The sequence below is a fragment of the Halobellus limi genome, assembly GCF_004799685.1.
GTDB lineage: Archaea > Halobacteriota > Halobacteria > Halobacteriales > Haloferacaceae > Haloquadratum > Haloquadratum limi.
Genome location: NZ_CP031311.1, coordinates 1,882,621 through 1,906,293, shown reverse-complemented (window position 1 = coordinate 1,906,293; position 23,673 = coordinate 1,882,621). Strand labels below are relative to the sequence as shown.

The following is a 23,673-nucleotide window of genomic DNA, read 5'->3' as shown; positions in this document are numbered from 1 at the left end:
ATGATAGACAGTTAGGAGTATGCCATCTGGTAACACCAGTGGGTCGAATCGGGCCGATCGACGAAATTTCCTGAAACTGACCGGTGCGACCGTGGTCGCGGGATCCCTCGCCGGCTGTGGCGGCAATGGCGGCAACGGCGGCAACGGCGGCGACAGCGGGGACGGCGGCGGTGACAGCGGCGGCGACAGCGGCGGTGATAGCAACGGTGCGACAGCAGGCGACAGCGGCGGTGACGGCGGCGAAGACATCGTCATCGGCGGGCTGCAGCCCTACACCGGGCCCTACGCGCAGACGACTCAGGAGTTCGTCGACGGCTTCAACTTCCGGCTCGACGAGATCAACGCCGACGGCGGCGTGCTCGGTCGCAACCTGGTCTTCGAGGACCGGGACACTCAGCTCGATCCCGCGGAGGCGAGTACGCTCGCGACCGAACTCATCGAGGCCGACGACGCCGTCGCCCTCACCGGGCCGATCTCGAGCGACATCGGCCTGACGGTCGGGCCGATCGCCGAGCAGAACCAGGTCCCGCACGTTCCCCAGTTCGTCGGGAGCTCGGAGTTCCTGACGCGGGACTCCCGGTACAACTTCCGGATGGGACTCGCGCCGGCCCCGACGAACGCCAGGGCGGTGAGCCAGTTCATCCAAGATCAGGGGTTCGAGAGCGTCGGCGCCATCATCGCGGACTACTCGTACGGTCGCGCCTGGGAGCAGAGCATCGAGTCGGTCTTCCCGGACGGCATCGACGTGCATATGGAGGTCGCCCCGTTCGGCGAGAGTTCGTTCACGACGTACCTCCGGTCGATGCCCGACGACCTGGATCTGCTCATTACGGCAAGCCACCCGCCGGGCGTGTTCACGATCTACAACCAGTTGCAGGGCCTCAGCGACGTCAACCCCGACTACGTCATCGGGCGGAGCGACGCGAAGCTGTCGGCCAACGCGCTCGGTGATTCGGTCACACAGGGATTCCTCGCGCAGACGCAGCCCGACCCGTTCTCCGATCAGTACGCCGAGGTCGCCCAGCGGTTCTACGACCAGACGGAGGGGTGGTTCGGCGTGCTGAACGGCGTCGGCTACGTCGTCGCCGACCTCTTCGCCGCCGCGATCGAGGACGCCGGCGAGGCGAACCCGACCGCGATCGCCGACTCGATCCGGAACATCGAACTCGACACGCTGTTCGCCTCGCCGATCGAGTACACCGAGTGGGGCGAACTGCAGAACCTCGTCCAGCTGATGGTCGGCTTCGAGTCCGGCTCGCCGGAGTACTACCCCGACGGGAGCGTCGACCTGACCGAGGAGTTCCGCTCGGAGCCGCTCCCGGCGTACGACCCGTCGAGCGACATCCTGTCGGGCTGAAAAAGACGGCTACCCGCGGAGATACCCTTCTTTGATCGCGTCGCTTTCGAGCAGTTCCGCGCCGGTTCCCTCGGTCTCGATGCGGCCGTTTTCGAGCAGGTAGCCGCGGTCGGCGAGCGCGAGCGCCCGGTCGACGTGCTGTTCGACCAGGACGACGGTCACGTCGTCGGAGATCTCCTCGATCGTCTCGAAGACCTGTTCGGCGAGCTGCGGGGCCAGGGCGTTCGACGGCTCGTCGAGCGCCAGCACCTCCGGTTCGGCCATCAGCCCTCGACCGATCGCGAGCATCTGCTGCTCGCCGCCGCTGAGCGTTCGGGCCTTTTTGTCCCGCCGGTCTTCGAGCACGGGGAACATCTCGAACACCCTATCGCGGTTCCGCTCGAAGGTCTCGCGCTTGGTGAACGATCCCATCCGGAGGTTGGCCTCGACGGAGAGGTCGCCGAACAGGTTCCGCTCTTCGGACACCTGGACGAACCCCCGCTCGACGATGTCGCTGGCGGGGACCCGGGTGACGTCTTGGCCGAGCACCTCGACGCGGCCGGCGGTCGGCGTCAGGACGCCGGAAAGCGTCTTCAGAAGCGTCGTCTTGCCGGCCCCGTTCGGTCCGACGATCGAGACGATCGAATCGTCCTCGCGGATCGAAAGCGAGACGTCCCACAGGACCTGCAGATCGCCGTAGTGGACGTCGAGGCCGTCGACGTCGATCAGCGTCACGATTCGACCTCCCCCAGGTACGCCTGGGTGACCTCCTCGTTCGAACGGACCTCCTCGGGGGTGCCGTCGGCGATCTTCTCGCCCCGGTTGAGGACGATGATACGGTCGGTGACGCTCATGATCGCCTCCATGATGTGTTCGATCCAGAACACCGAGATCCCGCGCTCGTCGCGGGCGCGTTCTAAGGTCTGGGTGATCTCTTCGATCTCCGCCGGCGTGAGCCCCGCGCCGATCTCGTCGACGAGGATGAGGTCGGGACCGGCGGCGAGGCCCTTCGCGAGTTCGAGTTGCTTCCGGTCGGCGATCGTCAGCGACCCGGCCTCTTCCTCCTCGCGGCCGCCCAGTCCGACGAACGCGAGCGCTTCACGGGCGCGCTCGGTCGCCTCGGTCATCGAGACGGACTCGTCGTTTCCGAACACCGCGCCCACCGTCGCGTTGTCGAGGACGCTCGATTCGTTGAACGTCCGGACCGCCTGAAAGGTCCGGGCGACGCCGAGTTGGGCCACCTGGTTCGGGGTCTTGCCGACCAGTTCTTCGCCGTTGAACGTGATCGAACCCTCGTTCGGGGGGTGCACGCCCGTGATGGTGTTGAACAGAGTCGTCTTGCCGGCCCCGTTCGGTCCGATCAGTCCCACGATCTCCTCGTCGCCGATGGCGAAATCGACGTCGTCGACGGCGACTAGCCCGCCGAATCGCTTGGTTACGTTGGTGGCGGTTAGCACAGACTCGGCTTTCCCACGATTCTACATAAATAATTCGGTGATCGGGGTCCGATCGTCGGATCCGCGGCAATGTGTGAGATCGTCGTCACGAAACCGACGTGTTGGAACCGACGTCGGAACCGACCCCGGGGCCAGTTTCGCGGGAAGCGGTTCGGTATCCATAATATTTATACACACAGTCCAACGATGAGCCACTATGTTTGCCAGAGGCGTAGAACTGCTTATCGACGGGCTGGCGAGGGGGATGATCCTCTCGCTCCTCGGGTTGGGGATCACGCTCGTCTTCGGGTTGGGGGGCATTCTCAACCTCATGCTCGGCGTTTTCGCGGTCATCGCCGTCATCGTGTGTTCCCTGCTCCTGGGAGTCGTCCCCGGGCTGCTCGTCGCCGGACTCGGCGGGATCGTCGCCGTCGCCCTGTTCGCGTTCGCGTTGGACCGATCGGTACTATCGCTCGTCTACCGGGAAGAAGGCGAAGACCGAGTGCTTCTCGGCATCTTCGTCACGCTCGGGCTGTCGTTACTGTTCGAGGGCCTGCTCTTCGTCTACCTGGCCGGGAGCTACTTCCTCGAGAGCGGCGTCCCGTCGGTGTCGGTCGGCGGCGCTGGAATAACGGGGTCCTCGATGGCGGTTATCGTGTCTGCGGGGGTCCTGTTCGGACTCATTTACTACTTCTTCAACCACACCTACCTCGGGGTTGCAACGCGGACCGTCATCCAGGACGAGACGGGCGCGATCCTCTGCGGCATCCGTCCCCGTCGGGTGCAGTCGATCGTGTTCGTGTTGAGCGCGGCCATCGCCGCGGCGGGGGGCATCCTCTACGCCCTCGACGCCGAGGTGACGCCCGCGAGCGCCTTCGAGTTGACCACGTTCGCGATTATGGTCTCGATCGTCGGCGGCGTCGACAGCATCAGAGGCACCGTCGCCGCGGGCATCGTCCTCGGTATCGTCATCACGGTCGCGGGCGCGCTGTTCGGCTCGTACCTGTCCACAGTGACGCTCTTCGCCGTCGCGATCGCCGTGCTGATCTACAAACCGGAGCAGATATCATGAACCGAACTGGCGCAGACGCCCTGACTCGGGACAGACTCACAACCGCCGTCGTGTTCGCCGCACTCCTGGCAGTGCCGTTCCTCTTTTTCGACCCCGCGACGACCTACATCTCGCGGCGCTTCATCCGCGTGATGATCTTCGCCATCTTCGCGATGGCGCTCAACATCGTCTTCGGCGAGACCGATCAGCTGATCCTCTTTATGGGCGGGATCGCGGCGGTCGGCGCGTACACGACCGCGCTGACCGCCCAGTATCTCGGGATCTCGCCGTGGATCACGCTGCTCTTGGGCGCGTTCGTGGCCGGCGTCTTCGGATCGATCGTCTGCTACGTGGCCGCCCGCCGGCAGTTCACGGTGATCGTCCTAGCAATCGTGACGTTCGCCTTCCAGATGATCATCTCCGAGGTGCTCGTCGGGCTTCGCGACATCACCCGCGGCAGCACCGGGTTCCCGTTCAACGGGCTCCAGCTGCCGGCCGTCGAACAGGTGACCGGACTCGGCTCGTACGCGATCCAGTTCTACGTCCTGCTCGCCATCTTCGCCGCGGTGCTCGGCGTGTACACCTGGCTGAACCGCTCGAAGTACGGGCTGGCGTTCGACGCGATCCGCCAGGACGAGTTCGCCGCCCGCGCGACGGGCGTCGACGTCGTCCGGCTGAAGGTGTTCGCCGGGTTCATCAGCACGTTCATCATCGGGCTCGTGGGGCCGTTCTACGGGCAGACGACCGGCATCATCATCCCGTCACTGTTCAGTTTCAACTCCGTGGACGTGCTCGTCCTCATCATCCTGGTGCTGGGCGGCCTCCGGTCGCGGTACGGACCGCTGGTCGGCGCTGCGGTCATCATCTACATCGACAACCTGCTCGGGAACTTCGGGCAGTGGCGGACCGTCGCGTTCGGCCTGCTTCTCACCGTCCTCTTCCTGTACTTCCGAGACGGCATCGTGCCGTCGATCACGTCGCTGTACGACGACAGGGAGGGCCTCCGCAAGCGACTCGGCGGCCTCCGCAGCGGCGACTAGCGCTCGGAGGCCGTCGCTCGGTTGGCGCGTGAAATTTCGCCGTCGACGGCCGGGTCGCGTCATCGACTGCCGGGATGTGGTGCGGGCCACCGCCGCCGACGAGGTCGCCGGCACGGCCGAGCGCGCCGCCGAGCGCGGACGGGGGGCCGCGACGTCGAACCGAACCCGTCTCACGCGCTGTTCACCCCTGTACGAATACCGCTACCACGTCCCCCGTGAATGGTGAGACCACACCATCCGTGAGACACCGTCGCACCGTTACATTCAATACGTGTGATCCGAATTTTCACTCGATGGACGCAGAAATCGAGAGCGTCGCGGTTCTCGGAGCCGGCAGTATGGGCCACGGTATCGCCGAAGTGGCCGCCATCGCCGGCTACGACGTCGTGATGCGCGATATCGAGGAAGAACTCGTCGAAGACGGGTACGACCAGATCGAGTGGAGCCTCGGCAAACTCGCCGAGAAGGGGCAACTCGAGGAGGACCCCGAGGACGTCCTCGACAGGGTTTCGACGACAGTCGATCTGGAGGCCGCCGTCGCCGACGCCGACCTCGTGATCGAGGCCGCACCGGAGGATCTGGAGATCAAGCGAGACATCTTCGCCGACGTGGACGCGGCGTCCGGGCCGGAGACGATTATGGCGACGAACACCTCCAGCCTCCGCGTGACCGACATCGCGGAGGCGACCGAACACCCCGAGTACGTCTGCGGGATGCACTTTTTCAACCCGCCGGTGAAGATGGACCTCGTCGAGGTCGCCTCGGGCGAGGAGACCGACGAGGGGGTCGTCGACGCCGCCGTCGAGTTCGTCGAGTCGCTCGATAAGACGCCGATCAGGGTTCGAAAGGACGTCCCCCAGTTCGTCGTCAACAACGTCCTGACGCCGCTGATGGGCGAGGCGGGCTTTATGCTCGACGAGGGCGACGTCGAGATCCAGGACGTCGACGCCGCGATGATCTTCCAGCGCGGCTATCCGATGGGTCCGTTCGAACTCAACGATTTCGGTGGACTGGACATCTTCACTCACTCCCGCGACCAGTGGGACCTCCCCGTCCCCGACTCGATCCGCTCTCGGGTCGAAAACGACAACCTCGGACGGAAGACGGGCAAGGGCTTCTACGACTACGAGGACGGCGAGGGCGTGAACTACGAGCCGACCGACGGCGAGGGGGTCGACACGCTCCGAATCGAGGCGCGGATGATCAACGAGGCAGCCCGGCTCGTCGGCGACGACGTCGCCGACCCCGAGGACATCGACGTCGGGATGCGCCTCGGCGGCGGCCTCCCCGAGGGGACCTGTCGAACCGCGGACAAGCTCGGCCTCGACAACGTGCTGGAGAAACTGGAATCGCTCCACGAGCGCACGGGCGCGGAGCGCTACGAACCCGACGACTACCTCGTCGAACTCGTCGAGAACGGTCACACCGGCGAGAAGGCGGGACGGGGGTTCTACGACTACCGCGACGGCGGTCCGTACCACTACATCTCCCACGAACTGACCGACGACGGCGTGCTAAACGTGGTCTTCGACCGCGAAGAGCGGCTCAACGCCTTCTCGACGGATATGTTCGACGAGGTCAAGCGCGTCCTCGAATCGGTCGACGACGAGGACGTCGCCTGCGTCGTCTTCGAGGGGGCGGGCGACCGCGCCTTCTCGGCCGGTGCGGACATCACCGGCTTCACCACCGCCGAACCGACCGACCTCGCGAGCGTCGACGAGACCGTCCAGACGATCTACGAGTATCCGCGACCGACGATCGCGAAGATCGACGGCTTCTGTCTGGGTGCGGGCCTCGAAATCACGCTCGCCTGCGACCTCCGCTACGCCACCGAGGGGTCGACGCTGGGCAGCCCCGAGATCGACCTGGGCCTGATCCCCGGCGGCGGCGGCACCCAGCGGCTCGTCCGGCTCATCGGCGAGCCGCGGACGAAGGAGATGGTCTACCGCGGGATGCAACTGTCCGCCGAGCGCGCCGAGGAGTGGGGCATCCTCAACCGCGCGGTCGAGGACGACGAGTTCGAGGAACTGATCGACGACGTCACAGACGACCTCGCGAACGGGCCGCAGACCGCGCTGGAAGTCGCGAAGAACGTGATCCAGGAGGGGCAGAACGCGAGTCTCGACACCGGCCTCACGCTGGAGAGCCAGGGCTTCGGCCTGCTCGCGACGACGGACGATATGCTCGAAGGCGTGGCGGCGTTCAACCAGGACCGCGAACCCGACTTCGGGGGCGAGTGAGATGACGCGAAACGTCGGCATCGTCGGCGGCGGCCACACGAAGTGGGGCGTCCGCGAGGCCAGCTACAAGGACCTGATCCAGGAGGCCGGCAAGGCCACCTTCGAGGACGTCCCGGACGTGACGCCCGACGACATCGAGGGGCTCTTCGTGGGCTCCGTCCAGCCCGAACGGTTCGCCTTCCAGACGCACGTCGCGCCGATGGTCGCGGAACTGCTCGGCGTTGACGTCGACAGTATGATCGCGCGGACGGAACTCGCCTGCGCGAGCGGGCAGGCCGCGCTGCGGTACGCGTGGCTCGCCATCGCCGCGGGGCAGATCGACACGGCGCTGGTGCTCGGGGTCGAGAAGATGAACCTCCCGCGGGAGTACACCCCCGAGGCGCAGACCAGTATGGCCAACGTGATGGATCGGGAGTTCGACGGCGTCAACGGCTTCAACGCGCCGCCGTACTTCGCGATGGTCGCCCAGCGGCATATGCACGAGTACGACACCACCCGCGAGCAACTCGCGCAGGTGGCCGCGAAGAACAAGACCCACGCGGCGAACAACGCGTTCGCGCACTTCCAAAAGGAGGTGTCCGTCGAAGACGTCTACGACTCCTTCGAGCTGTCGCCGCCGCTGTGTCTGTACGACTGCAGCGGCGTCACCGACGGCGCGGCGGGGCTGATCCTGATGAACGAGGAGAAAGCCAGAGAGGTCACAGACGAGGCCGCCTGGATCACCGGCAGCGGCCAGACGTGTCTCGGCAGCAACTCGATCAACAACCTCCCGTCGATGTCGGCGTGGCCGCAGGCGACGAAGGCGGCCGAACAGGCCTACGAGCAGGCCGGCATCGACGACCCCGTCGACGAACTCGACGTCGCGGAAGTCCACGACTGCTTCTCGATCAGCGAGATCGTCGAGTACGAGGACCTCGGCTGGGTCGAGAAGGGGGAAGGCGGGAAATTCATCGAGGAGGGCCGCAGCGAACTCGACGGCGACATCGCCGTCAACCCCCGTGGCGGACTGCTGGGCTGTGGACACCCGCTGGGAGCGACCGGCGTCTCGCAGGCGCTGGAGGTGTTCAACCAGTTCCGCGGCACCGTCGAGCCCGAGCGGCAGGTACCGGACCCCGAGACCGGGCTGATCCACAACCTCAGCGGCAGCGCCTCGGTGCACAGCGTGATGACCCTCGCGCGAGGTCGACCATGAACGAGAACGACAGAGACAACGCGGACGAACTCCGAAGCGGCGCAGAGGCGGTGACCGACGGCGGGACCGACAGGGACGTCGTCGAGATCCCGAAGACGATCGAGTTGCCCCGACTGCTCGACTTCTACGAGCTACAGAACGAGGCGACGACGGAGATCGTCGAGTTCTACGACAACCTCCGGGACGGACAGTTGACGACGACGCGGTGCGAGGAGTGCGGCGAACTCCACTTCCCGCCGCGGATCGTCTGTCCGGAGTGTCGGAGCGAGGATCTGGAGTACGTCGACCTCCCGCACGAGGGCGAACTCTTCGCGTTCTCGACGGTCCGAGCGGGCGCGCCGATGGGGATGGAAGAGGAGGTCCCGTTCGTCACGGGCATCGTCGACCTCGGGCCCGTGAAGCTCTCGGCGCGGATCGACGACGCGGAGTACGACGACCTCGCGATCGGCGATCCCGTCGAGATGAAGATCGTCGAGATCGACGGCCCGGTCGACCACGAGCGGGTTTTTTACCGGTTCGAACCACAGGAGTAGACAAGAAACGAGACATGAAGGACTACGAACTCACGATCACGAAGTTCCTGCAACGGGCGGTCGACCTCTTCGACCACAAGGAGATCGTCTCGAAACTGGCGGACGGATCGATCCACCGCTACACCTACGCGGACGCCTACGAGCGGATCTGTAAGCTCGCTCACGCCCTCGACGACTACGGCCTCGAGGGCGGCGACCGCGTGTCGGTGATGGCGGTCAACCACTACCGTCACTACGAGCTCTACTTCGGCCCCTCCTGCAGCGGCCGGAGCATCCACACGACGAACCACCGGCTTCCGGAACACCACCTCGTGGAGATCATAAACGAGGCCGAAGACCGGATGCTGTTCGTCGACCCCGAGTTCCTCGACACCGTCGAGGCCATCGCCGACGACCTCGAAACCGTCGAGCAGTACGTCGTACTCGACGACGCGGTCCCGGACACCGACCTCGAGGAGGTCGTCGACTACGAGTCGTTCATCGCGGGCTACGACACCGAGTACGACTGGCCCGAACTCGACGAGGAGCGGGAGTTCGCGCTGTGTTACACCTCCGGCACGACGGGCCTCCCGAAGGGCGTCCAGTACCGTCACCGCAGGATGTTCCTCCACACGCTGGTCCACGGGCACGTCGACGTCTTCGGCGTCGGCGAGAACGACACCGTGATGCCGGTCGTCCCGATGTTCCACGTCAACGGCTGGGGCTTCCCCTACTCGGGGACGTTCTACGGATCGAAGCTCGTGCTTCCGGGACAACACACCTCCCCGCAGGCGGTCGCGGACCTGATCGACGCCGAGGACGTGACCGTCGCCGCGGCGGTCCCGACCGTCTGGATCGAGATGGACAGCTACCTCGAATCCGCCGAGGGCGAACCGCTCGACACCCTCGACCGCGTGCTCACGGGGGGCAGCGCGCCGCCGGCGTCGCTGATGCAGAAGTTCGAGGAGGTGTACGAGGCCCCGATCTACCAGGGCTACGGGATGACCGAGGCGTCGCCGCACCTGGCGAACACCTTCGAGACGACGGAGATGCAGGACCTCCCCGAGGAGAAGCGCTACGAACTCAAGCGGAAGGCGGGCATTCCCGCGCCGGGCGCGCGGATCCGCCTGCGCGACACCGACGGCGAGCCGGTGCCACACGACGGGGAGACGCCCGGGGAGATCCACGCGCGGTCGCCGTGGCTGACCGACGGCTACTTCAAGCGTCCCGAGGCCAACGAGACGTCGTTCTCCGAGGACGGGTGGTTCAAGACCGGCGACGTCGGCACCATCGACGAGTACGGGTACCTCGACATCGTCGACCGGATCGACGACGCGATCAAGAGCGGCGGGGAGTGGATCTCGTCGGTCGAACTGGAAAATTCGCTCATCGACGCCGAGGGCGTCGCCGAGGCGGCCGTGATCAGCGTTCCCCACGAGAAGTGGCAGGAGCGGCCGGTCGCGTTCGTCGTGACCGACGATCCGAGCGTCGACGAGGAGACGCTGCGGGAACACCTGCTGGAGACGTTCCCGAAGTGGTGGCTGCCCGATGTATTCCGTTTCGTCGACGAGATTCCGAAGACGACGACCCACAAGTTCAACAAGAAGAGCCTTCGAGACCAGTTCACCGACGAACACGGCTCGCTTCCGCTGGAGGACTGAGATCGGGGCTCCCACGCAGAGGTTTTTGACAACTGACACCACGGAAAAAAGATATGCAATCAGATATACTGTCACACACCGTCGTTCCCGAGGAGGCGCGAGTCGCGAAAGACCGCGCGCGGTCGTTCGCCGCAGAGCAGATGGCCCCCGTCGCCGCCGAGTACTTCGACTCGGGGGAGTACCCCGTCGACGTCGTCGAGGCCGCGCACGACGCGGGACTGGTCGCCCAGGAGATCGACGCCGAGTACGGCGGCCCGGGCCGTTCGCTCGACGAGATCGTCGCGGCCGTCGAGGAGTTCTTCCGCGCCGACGCGGGACTCGGTCTCGGGATCGTCAGCCAGAGCTTCGGGACCGAGATCCTCCAGGAGTTCGGCACCGAGGAGCAGAGAGAAGAGTACCTCCGCGCGGTCGCCGAGGGCGAGAAACGGACCGGGATGGCCATCTCCGAGCCCGACACGGGCAGCGACCTCGCGGGGATGGAGACGAGCGCTCGCCTCGACGGCGACGAGTGGGTCCTGAACGGCGAGAAGTACTGGATCGGCAACGGCGTCTCCGGCGACTACATCACCGTCTACGCGAAGACGGAGGACACCGACGACCGGCACGGCAACCACTCGCTGCTCCTCGTCCCGACGGACGCGCCGGGCTACGAGGCCGAAACGATCCCCGAGAAGATGGCCTACAGAGCGTCCGAGCAGGCGCACATCGTCTTCGACGACTGCCGCGTGCCGGAGGGGAACCTCGTCGGCGAGCGCGGGAACGGGTTCAAGATGGTCGCGGAGTTCTTCAACACCGGTCGGGTCCGGGTGGCGGCGCACGGCATCGGCCTCGCCGCGGCCGCCATCGAGGAGGCCTGGGAGTTCGTCCACGACCGCGAGGAGTTCGGCCGGCAGGTGGCGGACTTCCAGTCCGTACAGCACGACCTCGCGGAGATGCGGATGGAGTTCGAGAGCGCTCGCGCGCTGCTGTGGCAGGCGGTCGATCACGTGATGGAGGGCGAAGACGCCGAGCGGTGGGCCGCGATGGCGAAGGCGAAGGCCACCGAAGTCGCCGCCGAGTGCGCGGAGACGGCGATGAAACTCCACGGCGGCCGGGCGCTCCTCGACGACGAGCGGGTCACCCGCGTCTACCGCGACGTCCGGATGCCGATGGCCTACGAGGGCGTCGGCGCGGTCCAGCGCGACCTCATCTACCGGAACTTCTGAGCGGGATCGGTCGCGCTCTTTCCCGAGGTCGGTCGCGCCACTGCCCGAGGTCGGCCAGGTCGCTGATCCGCCCGGTCACGACCCGGTCGGACCAACGAGAGCCGGTGAGGCGAGGCCCCGGAGAGAATCGCGCCGGCAAAAAACGGAGTTCGCGGAGCGGCCGCTCGTCGACGCGCTCAGACTGATTACTCTCCTTTTGTACCGCCGAGCGCCGACAACCGGGGTGAGGCTCGGCGGTACAAAGGGAGAGTAACCGGTATCAGTAGTTGCCCGTCGCCGCGATCGGCGGGGCGTCGTGGGGGCCGTACGGCGCGTCGTCGAGGTACTCGCCGGCCGACTCGAAGTGGTCCGCCAGCGACGCGGCGACCTCCTTGCGGAGGACGGTGACCGGGGTGTCGCCCTGCAGGTAGTCCAGGGCCTGCCCCGCGGCGTCGACGTTGTACTCGGCGGCGCGCTCGCGGCGGGCGGCGTACAGTTCGACCTCGTTGCGCGCGACGGCGTCCTGTCGGGCCCGCGCGGCGACGGCGACGGCCGAGGCGGCCTCGTCGGCGTCGGCGACGCAGGAGTTCATCCCGCGGGCACCGAAGGGAGCCAGCAGGTGTGCGGCCTCGCCCGCCAGCAGCACGCGGCGGTGCTCGTCGACGAACGAGTCGGCGATGACCTGGAGGAACTTGTACGTCGAGGTCCACTGGATGTTGTCGACGTACTCCTCGCCCATGATCTCGCGGACGAACTCGCGCATCTGTTCGTCGCTGGCGATCTCCTCGGGGTCGTCGTCGCCGAGACACTGGATGTCGAGCCGCCACCCGCCGGAGAAGGGCACGAGCATCACGTTGCGGCCGCCCGCCTCGGGGGCGTCGTAGTGGAACAGCCGCTCGAACGGGATGGGCTCCTCCTCGATCGTGTTGCCGTCGAGGGTCTCCACGTCGACGATGATGAAGGAGTTCTCCGACTGGTCGCCCTCGAACTCGGAGCCGATCTCCTTTCGGACCGCCGAGCCGCCGCCGTCGGCGCCGATGAGGTACGGCGTCTCCCACTCTCGACCGTCCGCCGTCTCGACGTGGACGCCGTCGGGGGTCGACTCGACGGACTCGACGCCGGCGTCCCAGTGGATGTCGATGCCGAGGTCGTCCAGGGCCTCGTGCATGTACTTCTCGGTGGTGACCTGCGGGAGGCTGGTGAAGTGGGGGAACTCGCCGCTGCCGCCGGGGTTGTCGTAGGTCCGCTCGAAGACGTCCTTGCCGCGCCAGACCGTCCGGCGGGTCGGCCAGACGAGCCCCTCGTCGACGAGGTCTTTCCCGAGGCCGGGGTAGTTCCGTTCGAGCGTCTTGAGCGTCGATCCGTGGACGTAGATCGCACGGCTCCCGGCGCGGTCGCGGTCCTCGGAGTCGGCTTCGAGGATCGCGGTCGGGATTCCACGCGCGTGCAGCGCGAGCGCCGCGGTCATCCCGGTCGGCCCCGCACCGGCGACTAAGACTGGTTGGTCGATGTCGGTTGAGCTCATCGTGTCTGTTCGTACGTTACCACACGTACCTCATAATCGTTGTGGTTGCATCGGCTGGAGACCGCCGGACGCGGCGGTTTCGACGGGTACAGCAGGGACTCAGCGAATCCGTTGCGAACGCCGGCGGATTCGGGTTCGGTGTCAGTTCAGGCCGAGTTTCTTCGCGACCCAGTGGTCTCTGGCGGCGAAGACGAACTCCTCTTCGTCCTCGAAGTCGGTCGTCTCCGCGATGAACTCGTCCCACTCGCCGCGGGGGATCCGGCCGAGTTCGTCCGCGGAGGTCGCCTCCGAGGGGCTCGCGGCCACCATCTCGTCGAAGGTGTCGAAGTCGGTGTTCTCGGTCATGAACGTCCCGTCGAAGATCTCCCCGAGCGGGACCTCCTCGTCTTTGCCGATGACGTCGCGCGGGTCCGGCAGGTCGTCCGCCGCCTCGGCAGCCTCTTCCAGATCTGACTGTCGCGCCATACTCGCTACTTCGACTTACGGTACATAAATCCTTGCGGTACGTTGGTGTGGCACTCCTCACGGCGGCGCTGCGGGCCGTGCGGCTGGTGAGGACGACTGATCGACGTGGTGACGACGACCGTGGCGTCGAAGGGTTTTCTACACCGCCGCGTGTGCATCGGGTATGCGATATTTCGAGGATATCGAGGTCGGATCGACCGCGACGTTCGGATCCTACGACGTGACGGCCGAAGAGATCAAAGAGTTCGGCAGGAAGTACGACCCGCAGCCGTTTCACACCGACGAGGAGGCCGCTGCGGACTCCTTCTTCGGAGAGCTCGTCGCTTCGGGCTGGCACACGATGGCGATGTGTATGCGGATGATCGCAGAGCAGCCGGATCCGCCCGCGGCGCTGGCCGGCGTCGAGGCCGAACACATCCGGTGGCGAAAGCCGGTCCGGCCGGGCGATACGCTGCGCTTGCGCACCGAGATACTGGACAAGCAGCCCTCGAAAAAGCACGACGACCGCGGCTACGTCACCACGGCGGGGGAGGCGCTCAACGACGACGACGAGGTCGTCGCGAGCTTCGAGACGGTCGTCCTCGTCAAGGGGCGGGCGTACGACTGATCGCCGGCGGGTCCGCCGGCCCGAGACGCTCTCGGGACCTCCGGTATCATTCGTGAAAACCGGGCGAATCAGTTATGTGGGGACACGATGGACACGTTCGCGATGGCAACCCAAAACCCGGTTCCCGAAAACGCCACCCTCGCCCCGGACCTTCCAGACGGGCTGAGCGAATCTGAGCGGTACAAGGCCGAACGCGACCACTGGCGGCATATGTTCGACCAGCTCGCGGCGGAGTTCCCCGAACCGGTCATCGTCGTCGACGACGACGGTCGGCTGACACACTGGAACGAGGAGCAGGCGTCGTTCGTCGGCCTCTCGGCCGAGGACGCGCTGGGTCGAGAGGCCCACGAGGTGATCGGCACCGAGGAGGTGACCGAGACGCTCGCCGAGGAGGTCGCACGCACCGGCGAGACGATCCGAGAGACCGAAGTGCGGACGATCACGAACACCGAGGGCGAGAAGGGACACGGCCGAGCGATGGGGGTCCCCCTCACCGCCCCCGACGGGTCCGTCGTCGGATCCTTCGAGGTCCTCTATCAGGTGACCGACCTCGTCGAACAGCGAAAGTCGATGCAGCGCGTCCAAAAGCAGGTCCGAGAGGACTTAGAGTCGACCGTCGGTGAACTCGAAGGGGCGTCCTCGCAGGTCACAGAGAACGTCGACGTGATCGCCGAGGTCGCAGAGCAGGAAGCCGAGCACGTCCGAGAGGTCGACGACGAGATCCAGACGTTCAGCGCCACGACCGAAGAGGTGGCCGCGAGCGTCGAGACGATCAGCACGCAGAGCGCAGACACCGCCGATCTCGCCACCGAGTCCGAGGAGTCGACGACCGAACTCCTGCGGACCGTCGAGGACGTTGCGAGCGCGAGCGACCGGATGGCCTCGGACGCGGAGAACCTCGCCGATCGGGTCGAAGAGATCGACGAGGTCGTCGCCCTGATCGACGACATCGCGGACCAGATCAATATCCTGGCGCTGAACGCGTCGATCGAGGCCGCTCGGGCGGGCGACGCCGGAGAGGGCTTCGCCGTCGTCGCCGACGAGGTGAAGTCGCTGGCCTCGGAGTCGAAGACGGAGGCGGATCGCATCGAGGGGCTCGTCGAGTCGATCTCGGAGATCGCCACCGACACCATCGAGGGGATCGAGCAGACGACCGAGCGGGTCGAGGAGATCGAGACCCAGATCGAGGCCGTCAACGAGAACCAGCGCGAGATCCAATCGTCGATCGCGGACGTCTCGGACCAACTCGAACAGATCGCGACGGCCACCGACGAGCAGGCGACGAGCGCGGAGGACATCTCGGCGATGCTCGGGACGACAGTCGAGGGCGTCGAGCGGATCGCCGAGGAGGTCGCCGAACTGGCCGCGGCGAACCAGCAACAGACCGACCAGGTCGAAGAGATCAGTCGGAGCGTCGCCGCACTGGAGCGGAATCTCGACTCGGCGATCAAAAGCGAGTAACGACGACGGGTTCCGAAACGCGTCGTCGGCGATCCGTTCGCTCCGATCGAACGTCCGGCTCTCTATTCCTCGGTGCTCCCGCAGACCAGCACCGGACGGTGCGTCCCGAGGATCACGTCCTGGGTGACGCTTCCGAACAGCGCCTTGCCGGCGGGCGAGCGCTTCCGACCGCCGACGCAGATCTGATCGACGTCCCGCTCGTCGGCGTACCGCAGGATCTCGTCCGCCGGTGAACCGCTGGCTTCGAGGAGTTGCACGTCGACGCCGGCCTCCTCCAACCGGTCGGACGCCTCTCGGACCGCCTCGACCTGCTGGACGGACGCCCCCTCGGGGTTGTCGCGGAACACGTGGAGGATGAACACCTCCGCGTCGCTTGCGGTCTCGACCATGTCCTCGATGGCGTTCGTCTGTGCGTGTGCCTGTGCGATGTCGTCGTCGAGTGCGAGTAGTACTCGAACCATACCTCTCAGTCCGCCGGCCACCCACTTATAATTCCGCGCCGATTCCGAGCCCCTCGCCGTCGATCCGTCCCCGAGTGCTCGGGGGAGAGTCGGCAGAGCAGCCAACTCTGTTCGACAGAGTCGAACACAGCGGTCGGAAACGCTTCCTCGACGGCCCGAGCGCGGATCGCGCGACAGTGAGATTAATGACGCGCGCCGGCAGTTGTCCGGTATGTTACGTGCGTTCGAGGACGCGGAACCAGCGGTCGCAGAAGACGCGTTCGTCTCGGAGATGGCGTACCTCGTCGGCGACGTCGACGTCGGGGCTCGGTCGAGCGTCTGGCCGTTCGCCTGTCTCCGTGGACACGGAACGGGCGTGGCCGTCGGCCGGGAGACGAACGTTCAGGAGTTCGCGATGCTCCACGGGGCGACCCTCGGCGACGCCGTCACCGTCGGCCACGGGGCGGTCGTCGACTACGCGGACGTCGGTGACCACGCGCTCGTGGGGATGCAGAGCGCCGTCCTGGGAGGAGCGACCGTCGAGGACCACTGCATCGTCGCCGCGAACGCGGTGGTACGGAAGGACCAGACGGTTCCGTCGGGACACCTCGCGTACGGCACGCCCGCGGAGACGCGACCGCTGACGGACGAGCAGCTCGCACAGATCGACCGGACCCACGAGACGTACGTCGAACTGGCCGCCCGGTTCCGCGGTGCGGGATTGGACACGCGCGCTGTCGACTGACGCCCGGACGGCTGTTCGGTGGTATCGAACGCGCGGTGTCGAGACGACCGGCGACGCCCGTCGTGAAATCCGATACCACGGTCCGTCCGTTCGGTTTTGGCGGCCTCCACTGTTTTGTATGTGAAAATAAGATCGAGCGGCGGTAACATCCGTACGGTTGTTATCTTTCTGATCGGATTCGCGGGTATTCGACGACATCGAATAGATTGCTGAATCACCGTCGACCGGCGACCGGACGGCCCGGGGCGACGGTCCGCGACAAATACTTGCCTCCGGTTCGAAAAAAGGACGTATGGGACCGAAATCGGAGAAAAGCCGGGGGATCAAGTCCGACGAGACGCTGTTCGACGTGGTCGAACTCCTTCGGGAACTCGACGGGGCGGGGGTGACCGAACTCGCGGACCGTCTCGACGCGGCCAAGAGCACCGTTCACGGCCACCTGACGACGCTCGTGGACCGCGGTTTCGTCGTCAAGCGCGGCGGTGAGTACCACCTGGGACTCCGGTTCTTCCAGTACGGACAGTACGTTCGGAGCCAGCTCGAGATCTTTCAGTCCGGACTCGCCGCCGTCGACCGACTCGAACGCGAGACCGGCGAGATGTCGTGGCTCATCGCCCACCAGAACGGCAAGGCGATCTACGTCTACGGGCGCGGGGGCGACAACGACATCAACGTCAACACCATCCTCGGGACGGAGGACCACATGCACTACAACTCCGGCGGCAAGGCGATTCTCGCACACCTGCCGGAGGCGGAGGTCGACCGCATCGTCGAGCGACACGGCCTGCCCGCCCGGACCGAGAACACGATCACCGACCGGGAGCGTCTCGACGAGGAACTGAAACAGATCCGCGAGCAGGGGTACGCGCTCAACCTCAGCGAGGACTTAGAAGGGGTCCAGGCGATCGGCGTCCCGCTGACCGTCGACGGCGAAGTGCAGGGCGCATTGAGCGTGGCCGGACCCGCGCACCGAATGTCGAAGGAGCGCTGCGAGGGCGAGATCCTCGAACGCCTGCGCGCGGCCACCGACGAGATCGATCTCACGATCGCGTACCGCTGATCGCCGTCCGCCGGTCATTAACCACCGATCGCGCGGGCGAGCGCGTCGAGACCCCCCTGACCGAGCACGTCGAGGCTCCCCTCGACCACGGCGATCCCCGCACACCCGGAGTCGCACGCGGACAGAAAGAGGAGCGCAGCGAAAGCGTACGTCAGCGCCATCTGCACCCGAACCGCCCGCTCGGGGGCCAGCCGGGCCGTCGCGAGGAGACACGCGGCCGGAACGAACGCCGCGCCGACGGCCGGCGCCGGAGTGACGGGGAGAAATCCCGCAGTCCCGGAGAGCCCGACACCGACGGTCCCGGCCGCGGTGAGCAGGAAGAGCCCCGCCGCGATGCGATCGGCTCGCTCCGGCCCGAACGCGACCGGCAGCGTCCGCTTGCCGATCGACCGATCGAACGGTTCGTCGAGGCGGTCGATGCCGACCTTGATGCCCGCGAGGAGGCCGACGAAGAGCGCGGCGACGGCGGCGGCGGTCGCGGGGACTGTCGCCTGCGCCGCGTGTCCACCGATCAGGGCGATGCCGATACCGACCGGGTAGTCGACGGTGACCGTCACCGGATGTCGGTCGAGATACGGGGCGTGCAGGAGCGCGAGCGCGAGGAGGGCGACCGTCGAGAGCGCCGGTACGATCCCCGAGAGGGCCGCCAAGAGGCCGGAGAGGGCGACCACGCCGGCGGAACCCGCCCAGATGCTCCGCCGGAACGCCGCGACGGAGAGCCGGGGCGTCTCCTCCTCGCGGAGGTGGCCGTCGACGTAGCCGTCGCGGAGGTGCGCGACGAACAGGGCCAGCCCGACGGTCCCGGCGTGGAGCGCGGCGATCGGCCACTCGAACGCCGGCGCGGGCGCCAGCGCTCCGCCGTAGGCCGACATCCCGACCGCGGGGAACATGAACGCGGGTCGAACGTACGCGAGGAGGGCGTCGATGCCGCCGCGCACTCGTGTCATAACGGGGCGATTCCGCCCGGCCGGTGATAAATTCGCCGTGTCGGTGCCACTGCCGGCGCCGGACGCGGGTCCGCGAACCGGCACCGATCAAAACAATTAATGCTGCAGTTGGCCTGTTGATGCCTACCACGAGACTATGAAACTAGGAGATGCCCTCGCGCGCTCGGTCCGCTGTCACCCGGACAAACCGGCGCTCGTAACCGACGACGGCCGCTCGTTCACGTACGCCGAACTGGACGACCGGAGCACGCGTCTGGCGAACGCCCTCACCGACCGTATCGGGACCGAGCGGTTCGCCACTCTCGCGATCAACCACTTCTCGGCGATCGAGTCGATGTGGGCCGGGAACAAGCGCGGTGTCGCGACGGTGCAACTCTCCTACCGGGCGACGGTGGGCGAGTTACAGGAGATGGCCGACACCGCGGGCGCGGAGGCGCTGGTCTTCGACGACCACAACGTCGAGGACGCCCTCGAACTCCTCGACCGCGGCGCGTTCGACGCGGCCATCCACGCCGGCGACCGCGACGTCGACCACGAGGCCGTCGAGTCCTACGAGACCGTGCTCGACGAGTCGAACCCGGGCCTCGACGAGTCGCTGCCGGCCGGCGACGAGTGTGCGGTGTTACACACAAGCGGGACCACGAGCGTCCCCAAGACCGTCGCGTTCGACCAGGAGCAGCTCTGGTACGGTGCGGCCCAGGTCATCATGGAACACGGCATCGACGAGACCGACACCGCGCTCTGCACCTCGCCGTGGTACCACATGGTCACGACCGACGCGTGGCTCTATCCGCACTTCGTCGCGGGCGCGACGGTCGTCCTCCACTCGGCGTTCGACCCCGAGGAGGCGCTTGACCTCATCGAGACCCACGAGGTCACGGGGCTGCTCGCCGTGCCGACCCAGCTGAAGGCGCTCAACGACGTCCAGCGCGAGGCGGAGACGCCGTACGACACCGACTCGCTGTCGTACATTCGCACCGGCGGCGCCATCGTCACGGAGAACCTCATCGAGGCGACCCACGAGCACCTCTCCGAGCACGTCTACAACACCTACGGGATGACCGAGGCGGGCCCGGACCTCTCCTTCGCCCACCCGAGCGTCCAGGAGGAGCACCCCGGCACCATCGGCAAGGAGTCGTTCACCTGGGAGATCCGCGTCGTCGAGACCGTCCCGCTCTCGGAGGATCCCGACCCCGAGGCCACCGTCGACGCCGGCGAGCGCGGTGAGATCATCGCCCGCGGTCCGGGGATGTCCCACGAGTACATCGACAACGAGGAGGCGACCGAGAAGTCCTACTTCGACGGGTGGCTCCGCACCCGCGACGTCGCCCGGATCGACGAGGAGGGCTATCTCTACATCGTCGACCGCGTCGACAACATGATCAACAGCGGCGGCGAGAACGTCTACCCCGCGGAGGTCGAGCGCGTTCTCGGCAACCACCCCGACGTGTCGGAGGCCTGCGTCTTCGGCCTCGACGACGAGGAGTGGGGACAGGTCGTCACGGCCGTCGTCGTCACGGAGGACGGCGCGGAACTCATCGAGGACGACCTCGAGGAGTACTGCCTCCAGCACGACGGGCTGGCGGATTTCAAGCGGCCGCGGGCGTACGCGATAACCGACGAGGAACTGCCGCGCACCGACACGGGGACGATCCAGCGCGAGGACCTCGTCGAGAAGTACTTCTCGTAGCCGGCGTCGGATTTTCTATTTCAAAACGCGGTCGTCGGTGGGGAGCGGCGGGGACCGCCCCGTGAACGCGCGTCCGGCGGCGCTCAGAACAGGAACGTGAACATCGCGATCTGAATCGGCAGCAGGAACACGAGCGTCGCGACCGTACAGAGTCCAGCCATCCGACTCAGCTCCATCGTGTCGACGACGCCGAGTCCGAGCATCGCGACCAGCACGGCCGACTGGTACGGGAAGAAGTACGCGTTCAGGGCGACGCTCTCGATCATCGCGACGGGGACGAGCGGGATCCCCGCGCTGGTCGCGAAGGAGACGAAGACGGGCGTGATCACGCTCGCGACGGCCATCCCTTCCATCACGAACGCGAGCGACATCGAGACGACGACGACGAACACCAAGACGAGCGGCAGGGACGGATCGCTCGGCAGGTACGAGAGCATCGTCTCGGCGGCCAGGTCGGTGAAGGCGGTCCGCTGGAGGCCCTCCGCGATGGCGAAGATCGCGCCGAGGAAGAAGAGGATCGAGAAGTCGGTCTCGCCGATCGCCTCGTGGTCGATGACGCCGATCCGCGGGGAAAACGACAGGAGCGCGACGACGACCGCGCCGAAGAGCGGGTGCAGGCCGTGGGCGAAGTCCGTCGCCCAGACCGCGACGCCGACGAGGAGAAAGAGGAGCATCCGTCGCTCCTCGGGCGACGCGGAGACAGATTCGAGACGTTCGGGAGCGTCGATCGCGTCCCTGTCGCGGGGCCGATACAGGAGGTACGTGACGGCGACGACGACGACGACTCGGCCGATCCCCATCACCGGTCCCATCCAGAGCGTCCACTCCGTCCAGGAGATCGCCGGCCCGCCGCTCGACTCGACGAGCCCGGTGACGATGATGTTCGCCAGCGACCCGGTCAGGACGCCCGACGCCCCGTAGTAGGTCGCGAACAGCGGGCCGAGGAAGATCCCGATCTTCGCGCTCCGCTCGGTGAACAGGTCGCCCAGCGACTTGAGGATCGGCGCGAGGATCAGCACCCGCACCAGCGAAGAGGGGACCAACACCGCGAGCGCCAGGCTCCCGACCGAGAGGACGACCAGCAGATAGCGGTAGACGGCGACGGCGTCGGTGGCAATCCGGTCCGGCATCCGGTGCAACGAGGTCCGCTCGACGAGGCCGGCCAGTCCGCTGGCCGTCGCGGCCTCGCCGATGAGGAGGCCGACGACGACCAGCCACGTCGCGGGCGACTGAAAGCCCGTCAGCGCGAGTTCGGCCGAGAACCCCACGCCGATCAGCCCGATCCCGATCAGCGCGGTGAACCACGGGTCCACCGGCGACCCGATCCACATCGCGACGCAGAACAGCGTGATCGCGAGCATTCGAGCGGCCTCGGCCGACAGCGGCGCGAACTGGAGAACCGCGCCGGCGACGAGAACGCCCGCAGGCAGCGCGAGCCAGGAGGGATCGACCGGGAGCGCACCGCGTGCCCGCGCCGGGATTCCATCTGTCATCGTTCGTGTCCGTCGTGTCACCGTGGACCACAATAGGGGTGTCGATGCGTCCGCAGTCGGCGGATCACCCGCCGAATCCGTTCGGACTCACAGTGTAGGTTTAACACCCGCGGCGGCGTACACACGGGTGATGACGGACACCGACCCGGCCGTGACGGAGACCGCACCGGACGTCTACGACATCACCGTGAAAGAGGCCGACGACGCCCGCTGGCGCGTCTTCTGTGTCGACGGCGAGACGCCGACGCTCGTCGACGCCGGCTTCGATGACACCGTCGACGTCGTCGCCGCCGCGCTCGATTCGCTGGGGATCACGCCCGAGCGGATCGTGATCACGCACGGCGACCCCGACCACGTGGGCGGCCTGGCGGGTCTCGTCGAACGCTTCGACCTGGAGACGTGGGTTCCCGAGGGCGTCGCCGTCGACGTCGCGGTGGACCACCGCTTCGGCGACGGCGACCGGGTGGGGACGTTCACGGCCGTCCACGTGCCGGGGCACGCCGACGGCCATCACGCGCTCGTCGACGAGGCGAGCGGCGTCGCCGTCCTCGGGGACGCCCTGTTCGGGTCGGACGCCAGGGGACTCCCGGCGGGGTACTTCGTCCTCCCGACGGCGTACTACTCCGCGGACGTCGCGACGGCCGACGAGTCGCTCTCGCGACTGCTGGAGTACGAGTTCGACGTCGGCCTCGTCTACCACGGGTCGAGCGTGACCGAGGGCGCGAGCGAGAAGATCGCGGCGTTCGTCGACTTCGCCGGGAAGCGGTAGGCGGGCGAGGAGTTCTCGAAAAAATCGACTTCAGCTCTCGGCGATCGCGTCCGAGAGGTCCTTCCCGGCGTGCTCGCCCAGGTAGGCCTCGATGACCTGGTCGTCGTTCTGGATCTCCTCCGGCGTTCCCTCCGCGATGAGTTTCCCGTTGTCGAGCACCATCACGCGCTCGCTGACGCTCATCAGCGCGCGCATCACGTGGTCGATGAGGAACACCGTCTTCCCCTCGTCGATGATGTCGCCGACGAGGTCGATGATGCCCTCTGTCTCCTCGGGGTCGAGCCCGCCGGCGACCTCGTCGAAGAGGACCATCTCGGGATCGGTCGCGAGCACGCGCGCGATCTCGAGGCGCTTGAGTTGGCCGACGCTGAGTTCGCCCACGTCGGCGTGCATCTGCTCGTCGAGCCCGACGAACTCAAGCATCTCCGCGGCTCGCTCTCTGGGGTCGTCGAACTTGCGGCCGCCGAAGGACGCGCCGACGGTGACGTTTTCGAGGAGCGAAAGGCTCTCGAACGGCCGGACGATCTGGTGGGTCTTCGCCATCCCGCGGTGGCAGATCTCGTGTTGCGACTCGCCTGTGATGTTCTCGCCGTCGAAGAACACCTCTCCCTCCGTCGGCGGGTGCACGCCGGTGATCGTCCGGAACAGCGTACTCTTTCCGGCGCCGTTCGGACCGATGAGCCCGACGGCCTCGCCGCGGTCGACGGTGAAGGAGACGTCCTCGATGGCGACGACCCCGCCGAACTTCTTCGTCAGCCCTCGTCCTTCCAGTAACGTCATTATCGATCGATATCCAACCCAAGATGATAAACTTACGGA

General features: G+C 66.7%; 23 protein-coding genes. 15 read left to right on the top strand and 8 right to left on the bottom strand.

Going from position 1 to position 23,673, the window contains the following annotated elements:
• The first annotated feature begins 19 nt into the window (after nt 1-19).
• Nucleotides 20-1,357: an ABC transporter substrate-binding protein gene (locus DV707_RS09345; RefSeq protein ID WP_103992285.1), complete on the top strand. Its 1,338-nt coding sequence runs from the start codon at nt 20-22 to the stop codon at nt 1,355-1,357.
• Nucleotides 1,358-1,366: 9 nt separating this feature from the next.
• Here DV707_RS09345 and DV707_RS09340 read toward each other — a convergent pair whose 3' ends face one another.
• Nucleotides 1,367-2,071 (bottom strand): ABC transporter ATP-binding protein, encoded by a 705-nt coding sequence (locus DV707_RS09340; protein WP_103992284.1) that lies wholly within the window; start codon nt 2,069-2,071, stop codon nt 1,367-1,369.
• Nucleotides 2,068-2,793, bottom strand: coding sequence for an ABC transporter ATP-binding protein (locus DV707_RS09335; RefSeq protein WP_103992283.1), 726 nt, complete (start codon nt 2,791-2,793; stop codon nt 2,068-2,070). Before DV707_RS09335 ends, DV707_RS09340 begins: the two co-directional genes overlap by 4 nt.
• A 196-nt stretch (nt 2,794-2,989) precedes the next feature.
• On the opposite strand from DV707_RS09335, the gene DV707_RS09330 reads away from it, so the two are divergent.
• From DV707_RS09330 to DV707_RS09300, 8 genes are all read left to right on the top strand, one after another.
• On the top strand, nt 2,990-3,844 hold the full coding sequence (locus DV707_RS09330; RefSeq protein WP_103992282.1) for a branched-chain amino acid ABC transporter permease: 855 nt from the start codon (nt 2,990-2,992) through the stop codon (nt 3,842-3,844).
• A complete protein-coding gene (locus DV707_RS09325) occupies nt 3,841-4,863 on the top strand; it encodes a branched-chain amino acid ABC transporter permease (protein ID WP_103992281.1) in 1,023 nt (340 codons plus the stop codon). The genes DV707_RS09330 and DV707_RS09325 overlap by 4 nt, the downstream gene beginning before the upstream one ends.
• A gap of 76 nt (nt 4,864-4,939) precedes the next feature.
• Nucleotides 4,940-5,089: a hypothetical protein gene (locus DV707_RS18455; RefSeq protein ID WP_160113941.1), complete on the top strand. Its 150-nt coding sequence runs from the start codon at nt 4,940-4,942 to the stop codon at nt 5,087-5,089.
• Nucleotides 5,090-5,156: 67 nt separating this feature from the next.
• Nucleotides 5,157-7,103 (top strand): 3-hydroxyacyl-CoA dehydrogenase/enoyl-CoA hydratase family protein, encoded by a 1,947-nt coding sequence (locus DV707_RS09320; RefSeq protein ID WP_103992280.1) that lies wholly within the window; start codon nt 5,157-5,159, stop codon nt 7,101-7,103.
• A gap of 1 nt (nt 7,104) precedes the next feature.
• A complete protein-coding gene (locus tag DV707_RS09315) occupies nt 7,105-8,295 on the top strand; it encodes a thiolase C-terminal domain-containing protein (RefSeq protein WP_103992279.1) in 1,191 nt (396 codons plus the stop codon).
• Nucleotides 8,292-8,828, top strand: coding sequence for a Zn-ribbon domain-containing OB-fold protein (locus DV707_RS09310; protein ID WP_200820911.1), 537 nt, complete (start codon nt 8,292-8,294; stop codon nt 8,826-8,828). The genes DV707_RS09315 and DV707_RS09310 overlap by 4 nt, the downstream gene beginning before the upstream one ends.
• Nucleotides 8,829-8,842: 14 nt before the next feature.
• Nucleotides 8,843-10,468, top strand: coding sequence for a long-chain fatty acid--CoA ligase (locus tag DV707_RS09305; protein WP_103992278.1), 1,626 nt, complete (start codon nt 8,843-8,845; stop codon nt 10,466-10,468).
• Between the two features lie 53 nt (nt 10,469-10,521).
• On the top strand, nt 10,522-11,673 hold the full coding sequence (locus tag DV707_RS09300; protein ID WP_103992277.1) for an acyl-CoA dehydrogenase family protein: 1,152 nt from the start codon (nt 10,522-10,524) through the stop codon (nt 11,671-11,673).
• Nucleotides 11,674-11,932: 259 nt separating this feature from the next.
• On the opposite strand, the gene DV707_RS09295 is transcribed toward DV707_RS09300, so the two are convergent.
• The gene (locus DV707_RS09295; RefSeq protein ID WP_103992276.1) at nt 11,933-13,177 is read right to left on the bottom strand and encodes an FAD-dependent monooxygenase; all 1,245 of its coding nucleotides are present in this window, start codon (nt 13,175-13,177) and stop codon (nt 11,933-11,935) included.
• A gap of 141 nt (nt 13,178-13,318) precedes the next feature.
• On the bottom strand, nt 13,319-13,642 hold the full coding sequence (locus DV707_RS09290; protein WP_103992275.1) for a hypothetical protein: 324 nt from the start codon (nt 13,640-13,642) through the stop codon (nt 13,319-13,321).
• Between the two features lie 163 nt (nt 13,643-13,805).
• Between DV707_RS09290 and DV707_RS09285 the strand changes: the two genes are divergently transcribed.
• Nucleotides 13,806-14,249: a MaoC family dehydratase gene (locus tag DV707_RS09285; protein WP_103992274.1), complete on the top strand. Its 444-nt coding sequence runs from the start codon at nt 13,806-13,808 to the stop codon at nt 14,247-14,249.
• 102 nt (nt 14,250-14,351) lie between these two features.
• Nucleotides 14,352-15,710, top strand: a complete 1,359-nt coding sequence (locus DV707_RS09280; RefSeq protein WP_160113940.1) for a methyl-accepting chemotaxis protein — start codon at nt 14,352-14,354, stop codon at nt 15,708-15,710.
• 62 nt (nt 15,711-15,772) lie between these two features.
• Here the strand turns inward: DV707_RS09280 and DV707_RS09275 are convergent, their stop codons facing one another.
• A complete protein-coding gene (locus DV707_RS09275; protein WP_103992272.1) occupies nt 15,773-16,171 on the bottom strand; it encodes a universal stress protein in 399 nt (132 codons plus the stop codon).
• Between the two features lie 211 nt (nt 16,172-16,382).
• Here DV707_RS09275 and DV707_RS09270 point away from each other — a divergent pair, with 211 nt between their 5' ends.
• Nucleotides 16,383-16,895 carry a gamma carbonic anhydrase family protein gene (locus tag DV707_RS09270; protein ID WP_103992271.1) on the top strand — a complete coding sequence of 171 codons (513 nt, stop codon included), beginning with the start codon at nt 16,383-16,385 and terminating at the stop codon, nt 16,893-16,895.
• A 292-nt stretch (nt 16,896-17,187) separates the two neighbouring features.
• Entirely contained in the window at nt 17,188-17,955 is a 768-nt protein-coding gene (locus tag DV707_RS09265) for an IclR family transcriptional regulator (protein ID WP_103992270.1), read from the top strand.
• A gap of 17 nt (nt 17,956-17,972) precedes the next feature.
• On the opposite strand, the gene DV707_RS09260 is transcribed toward DV707_RS09265, so the two are convergent.
• Nucleotides 17,973-18,902, bottom strand: coding sequence for a UbiA prenyltransferase family protein (locus tag DV707_RS09260; protein WP_136361841.1), 930 nt, complete (start codon nt 18,900-18,902; stop codon nt 17,973-17,975).
• A gap of 136 nt (nt 18,903-19,038) precedes the next feature.
• On the opposite strand from DV707_RS09260, the gene DV707_RS09255 reads away from it, so the two are divergent.
• Nucleotides 19,039-20,592, top strand: coding sequence for a class I adenylate-forming enzyme family protein (locus DV707_RS09255; protein ID WP_103992268.1), 1,554 nt, complete (start codon nt 19,039-19,041; stop codon nt 20,590-20,592).
• Nucleotides 20,593-20,675: 83 nt separating this feature from the next.
• Here DV707_RS09255 and DV707_RS09250 read toward each other — a convergent pair whose 3' ends face one another.
• The gene (locus tag DV707_RS09250; protein WP_200820910.1) at nt 20,676-22,085 is read right to left on the bottom strand and encodes an SLC13 family permease; all 1,410 of its coding nucleotides are present in this window, start codon (nt 22,083-22,085) and stop codon (nt 20,676-20,678) included.
• Nucleotides 22,086-22,215: 130 nt separating this feature from the next.
• On the opposite strand from DV707_RS09250, the gene DV707_RS09245 reads away from it, so the two are divergent.
• Complete coding sequence (locus DV707_RS09245; RefSeq protein ID WP_200820909.1) at nt 22,216-22,854, top strand: MBL fold metallo-hydrolase; 639 nt, start codon at nt 22,216-22,218, stop codon at nt 22,852-22,854.
• Between the two features lie 30 nt (nt 22,855-22,884).
• Here DV707_RS09245 and DV707_RS09240 read toward each other — a convergent pair whose 3' ends face one another.
• Complete coding sequence (locus DV707_RS09240; RefSeq protein WP_103992267.1) at nt 22,885-23,634, bottom strand: ABC transporter ATP-binding protein; 750 nt, start codon at nt 23,632-23,634, stop codon at nt 22,885-22,887.
• Nucleotides 23,635-23,673 lie beyond the last annotated feature (39 nt).

Coding starts and splice junctions, on each gene's coding strand:
- DV707_RS09345 (WP_103992285.1), top strand. CDS start 20: ATGCCATCTGGTAACACCAGTGGGTCGAATCGGGCCGATCGACGAAAT.
- DV707_RS09330 (WP_103992282.1), top strand. CDS start 2,990: ATGTTTGCCAGAGGCGTAGAACTGCTTATCGACGGGCTGGCGAGGGGG.
- DV707_RS09325 (WP_103992281.1), top strand. CDS start 3,841: ATGAACCGAACTGGCGCAGACGCCCTGACTCGGGACAGACTCACAACC.
- DV707_RS09320 (WP_103992280.1), top strand. CDS start 5,157: ATGGACGCAGAAATCGAGAGCGTCGCGGTTCTCGGAGCCGGCAGTATG.
- DV707_RS09315 (WP_103992279.1), top strand. CDS start 7,105: ATGACGCGAAACGTCGGCATCGTCGGCGGCGGCCACACGAAGTGGGGC.
- DV707_RS09310 (WP_200820911.1), top strand. CDS start 8,292: ATGAACGAGAACGACAGAGACAACGCGGACGAACTCCGAAGCGGCGCA.
- DV707_RS09305 (WP_103992278.1), top strand. CDS start 8,843: ATGAAGGACTACGAACTCACGATCACGAAGTTCCTGCAACGGGCGGTC.
- DV707_RS09300 (WP_103992277.1), top strand. CDS start 10,522: ATGCAATCAGATATACTGTCACACACCGTCGTTCCCGAGGAGGCGCGA.
- DV707_RS09295 (WP_103992276.1), bottom strand. CDS start 13,177: ATGAGCTCAACCGACATCGACCAACCAGTCTTAGTCGCCGGTGCGGGG.
- DV707_RS09290 (WP_103992275.1), bottom strand. CDS start 13,642: ATGGCGCGACAGTCAGATCTGGAAGAGGCTGCCGAGGCGGCGGACGAC.
- DV707_RS09285 (WP_103992274.1), top strand. CDS start 13,806: ATGCGATATTTCGAGGATATCGAGGTCGGATCGACCGCGACGTTCGGA.
- DV707_RS09280 (WP_160113940.1), top strand. CDS start 14,352: ATGGCAACCCAAAACCCGGTTCCCGAAAACGCCACCCTCGCCCCGGAC.
- DV707_RS09275 (WP_103992272.1), bottom strand. CDS start 16,171: ATGGTTCGAGTACTACTCGCACTCGACGACGACATCGCACAGGCACAC.
- DV707_RS09270 (WP_103992271.1), top strand. CDS start 16,383: ATGTTACGTGCGTTCGAGGACGCGGAACCAGCGGTCGCAGAAGACGCG.
- DV707_RS09265 (WP_103992270.1), top strand. CDS start 17,188: ATGGGACCGAAATCGGAGAAAAGCCGGGGGATCAAGTCCGACGAGACG.
- DV707_RS09260 (WP_136361841.1), bottom strand. CDS start 18,902: ATGACACGAGTGCGCGGCGGCATCGACGCCCTCCTCGCGTACGTTCGA.
- DV707_RS09255 (WP_103992268.1), top strand. CDS start 19,039: ATGAAACTAGGAGATGCCCTCGCGCGCTCGGTCCGCTGTCACCCGGAC.
- DV707_RS09250 (WP_200820910.1), bottom strand. CDS start 22,085: ATGACAGATGGAATCCCGGCGCGGGCACGCGGTGCGCTCCCGGTCGAT.
- DV707_RS09245 (WP_200820909.1), top strand. CDS start 22,216: ATGACGGACACCGACCCGGCCGTGACGGAGACCGCACCGGACGTCTAC.
- DV707_RS09240 (WP_103992267.1), bottom strand. CDS start 23,634: ATGACGTTACTGGAAGGACGAGGGCTGACGAAGAAGTTCGGCGGGGTC.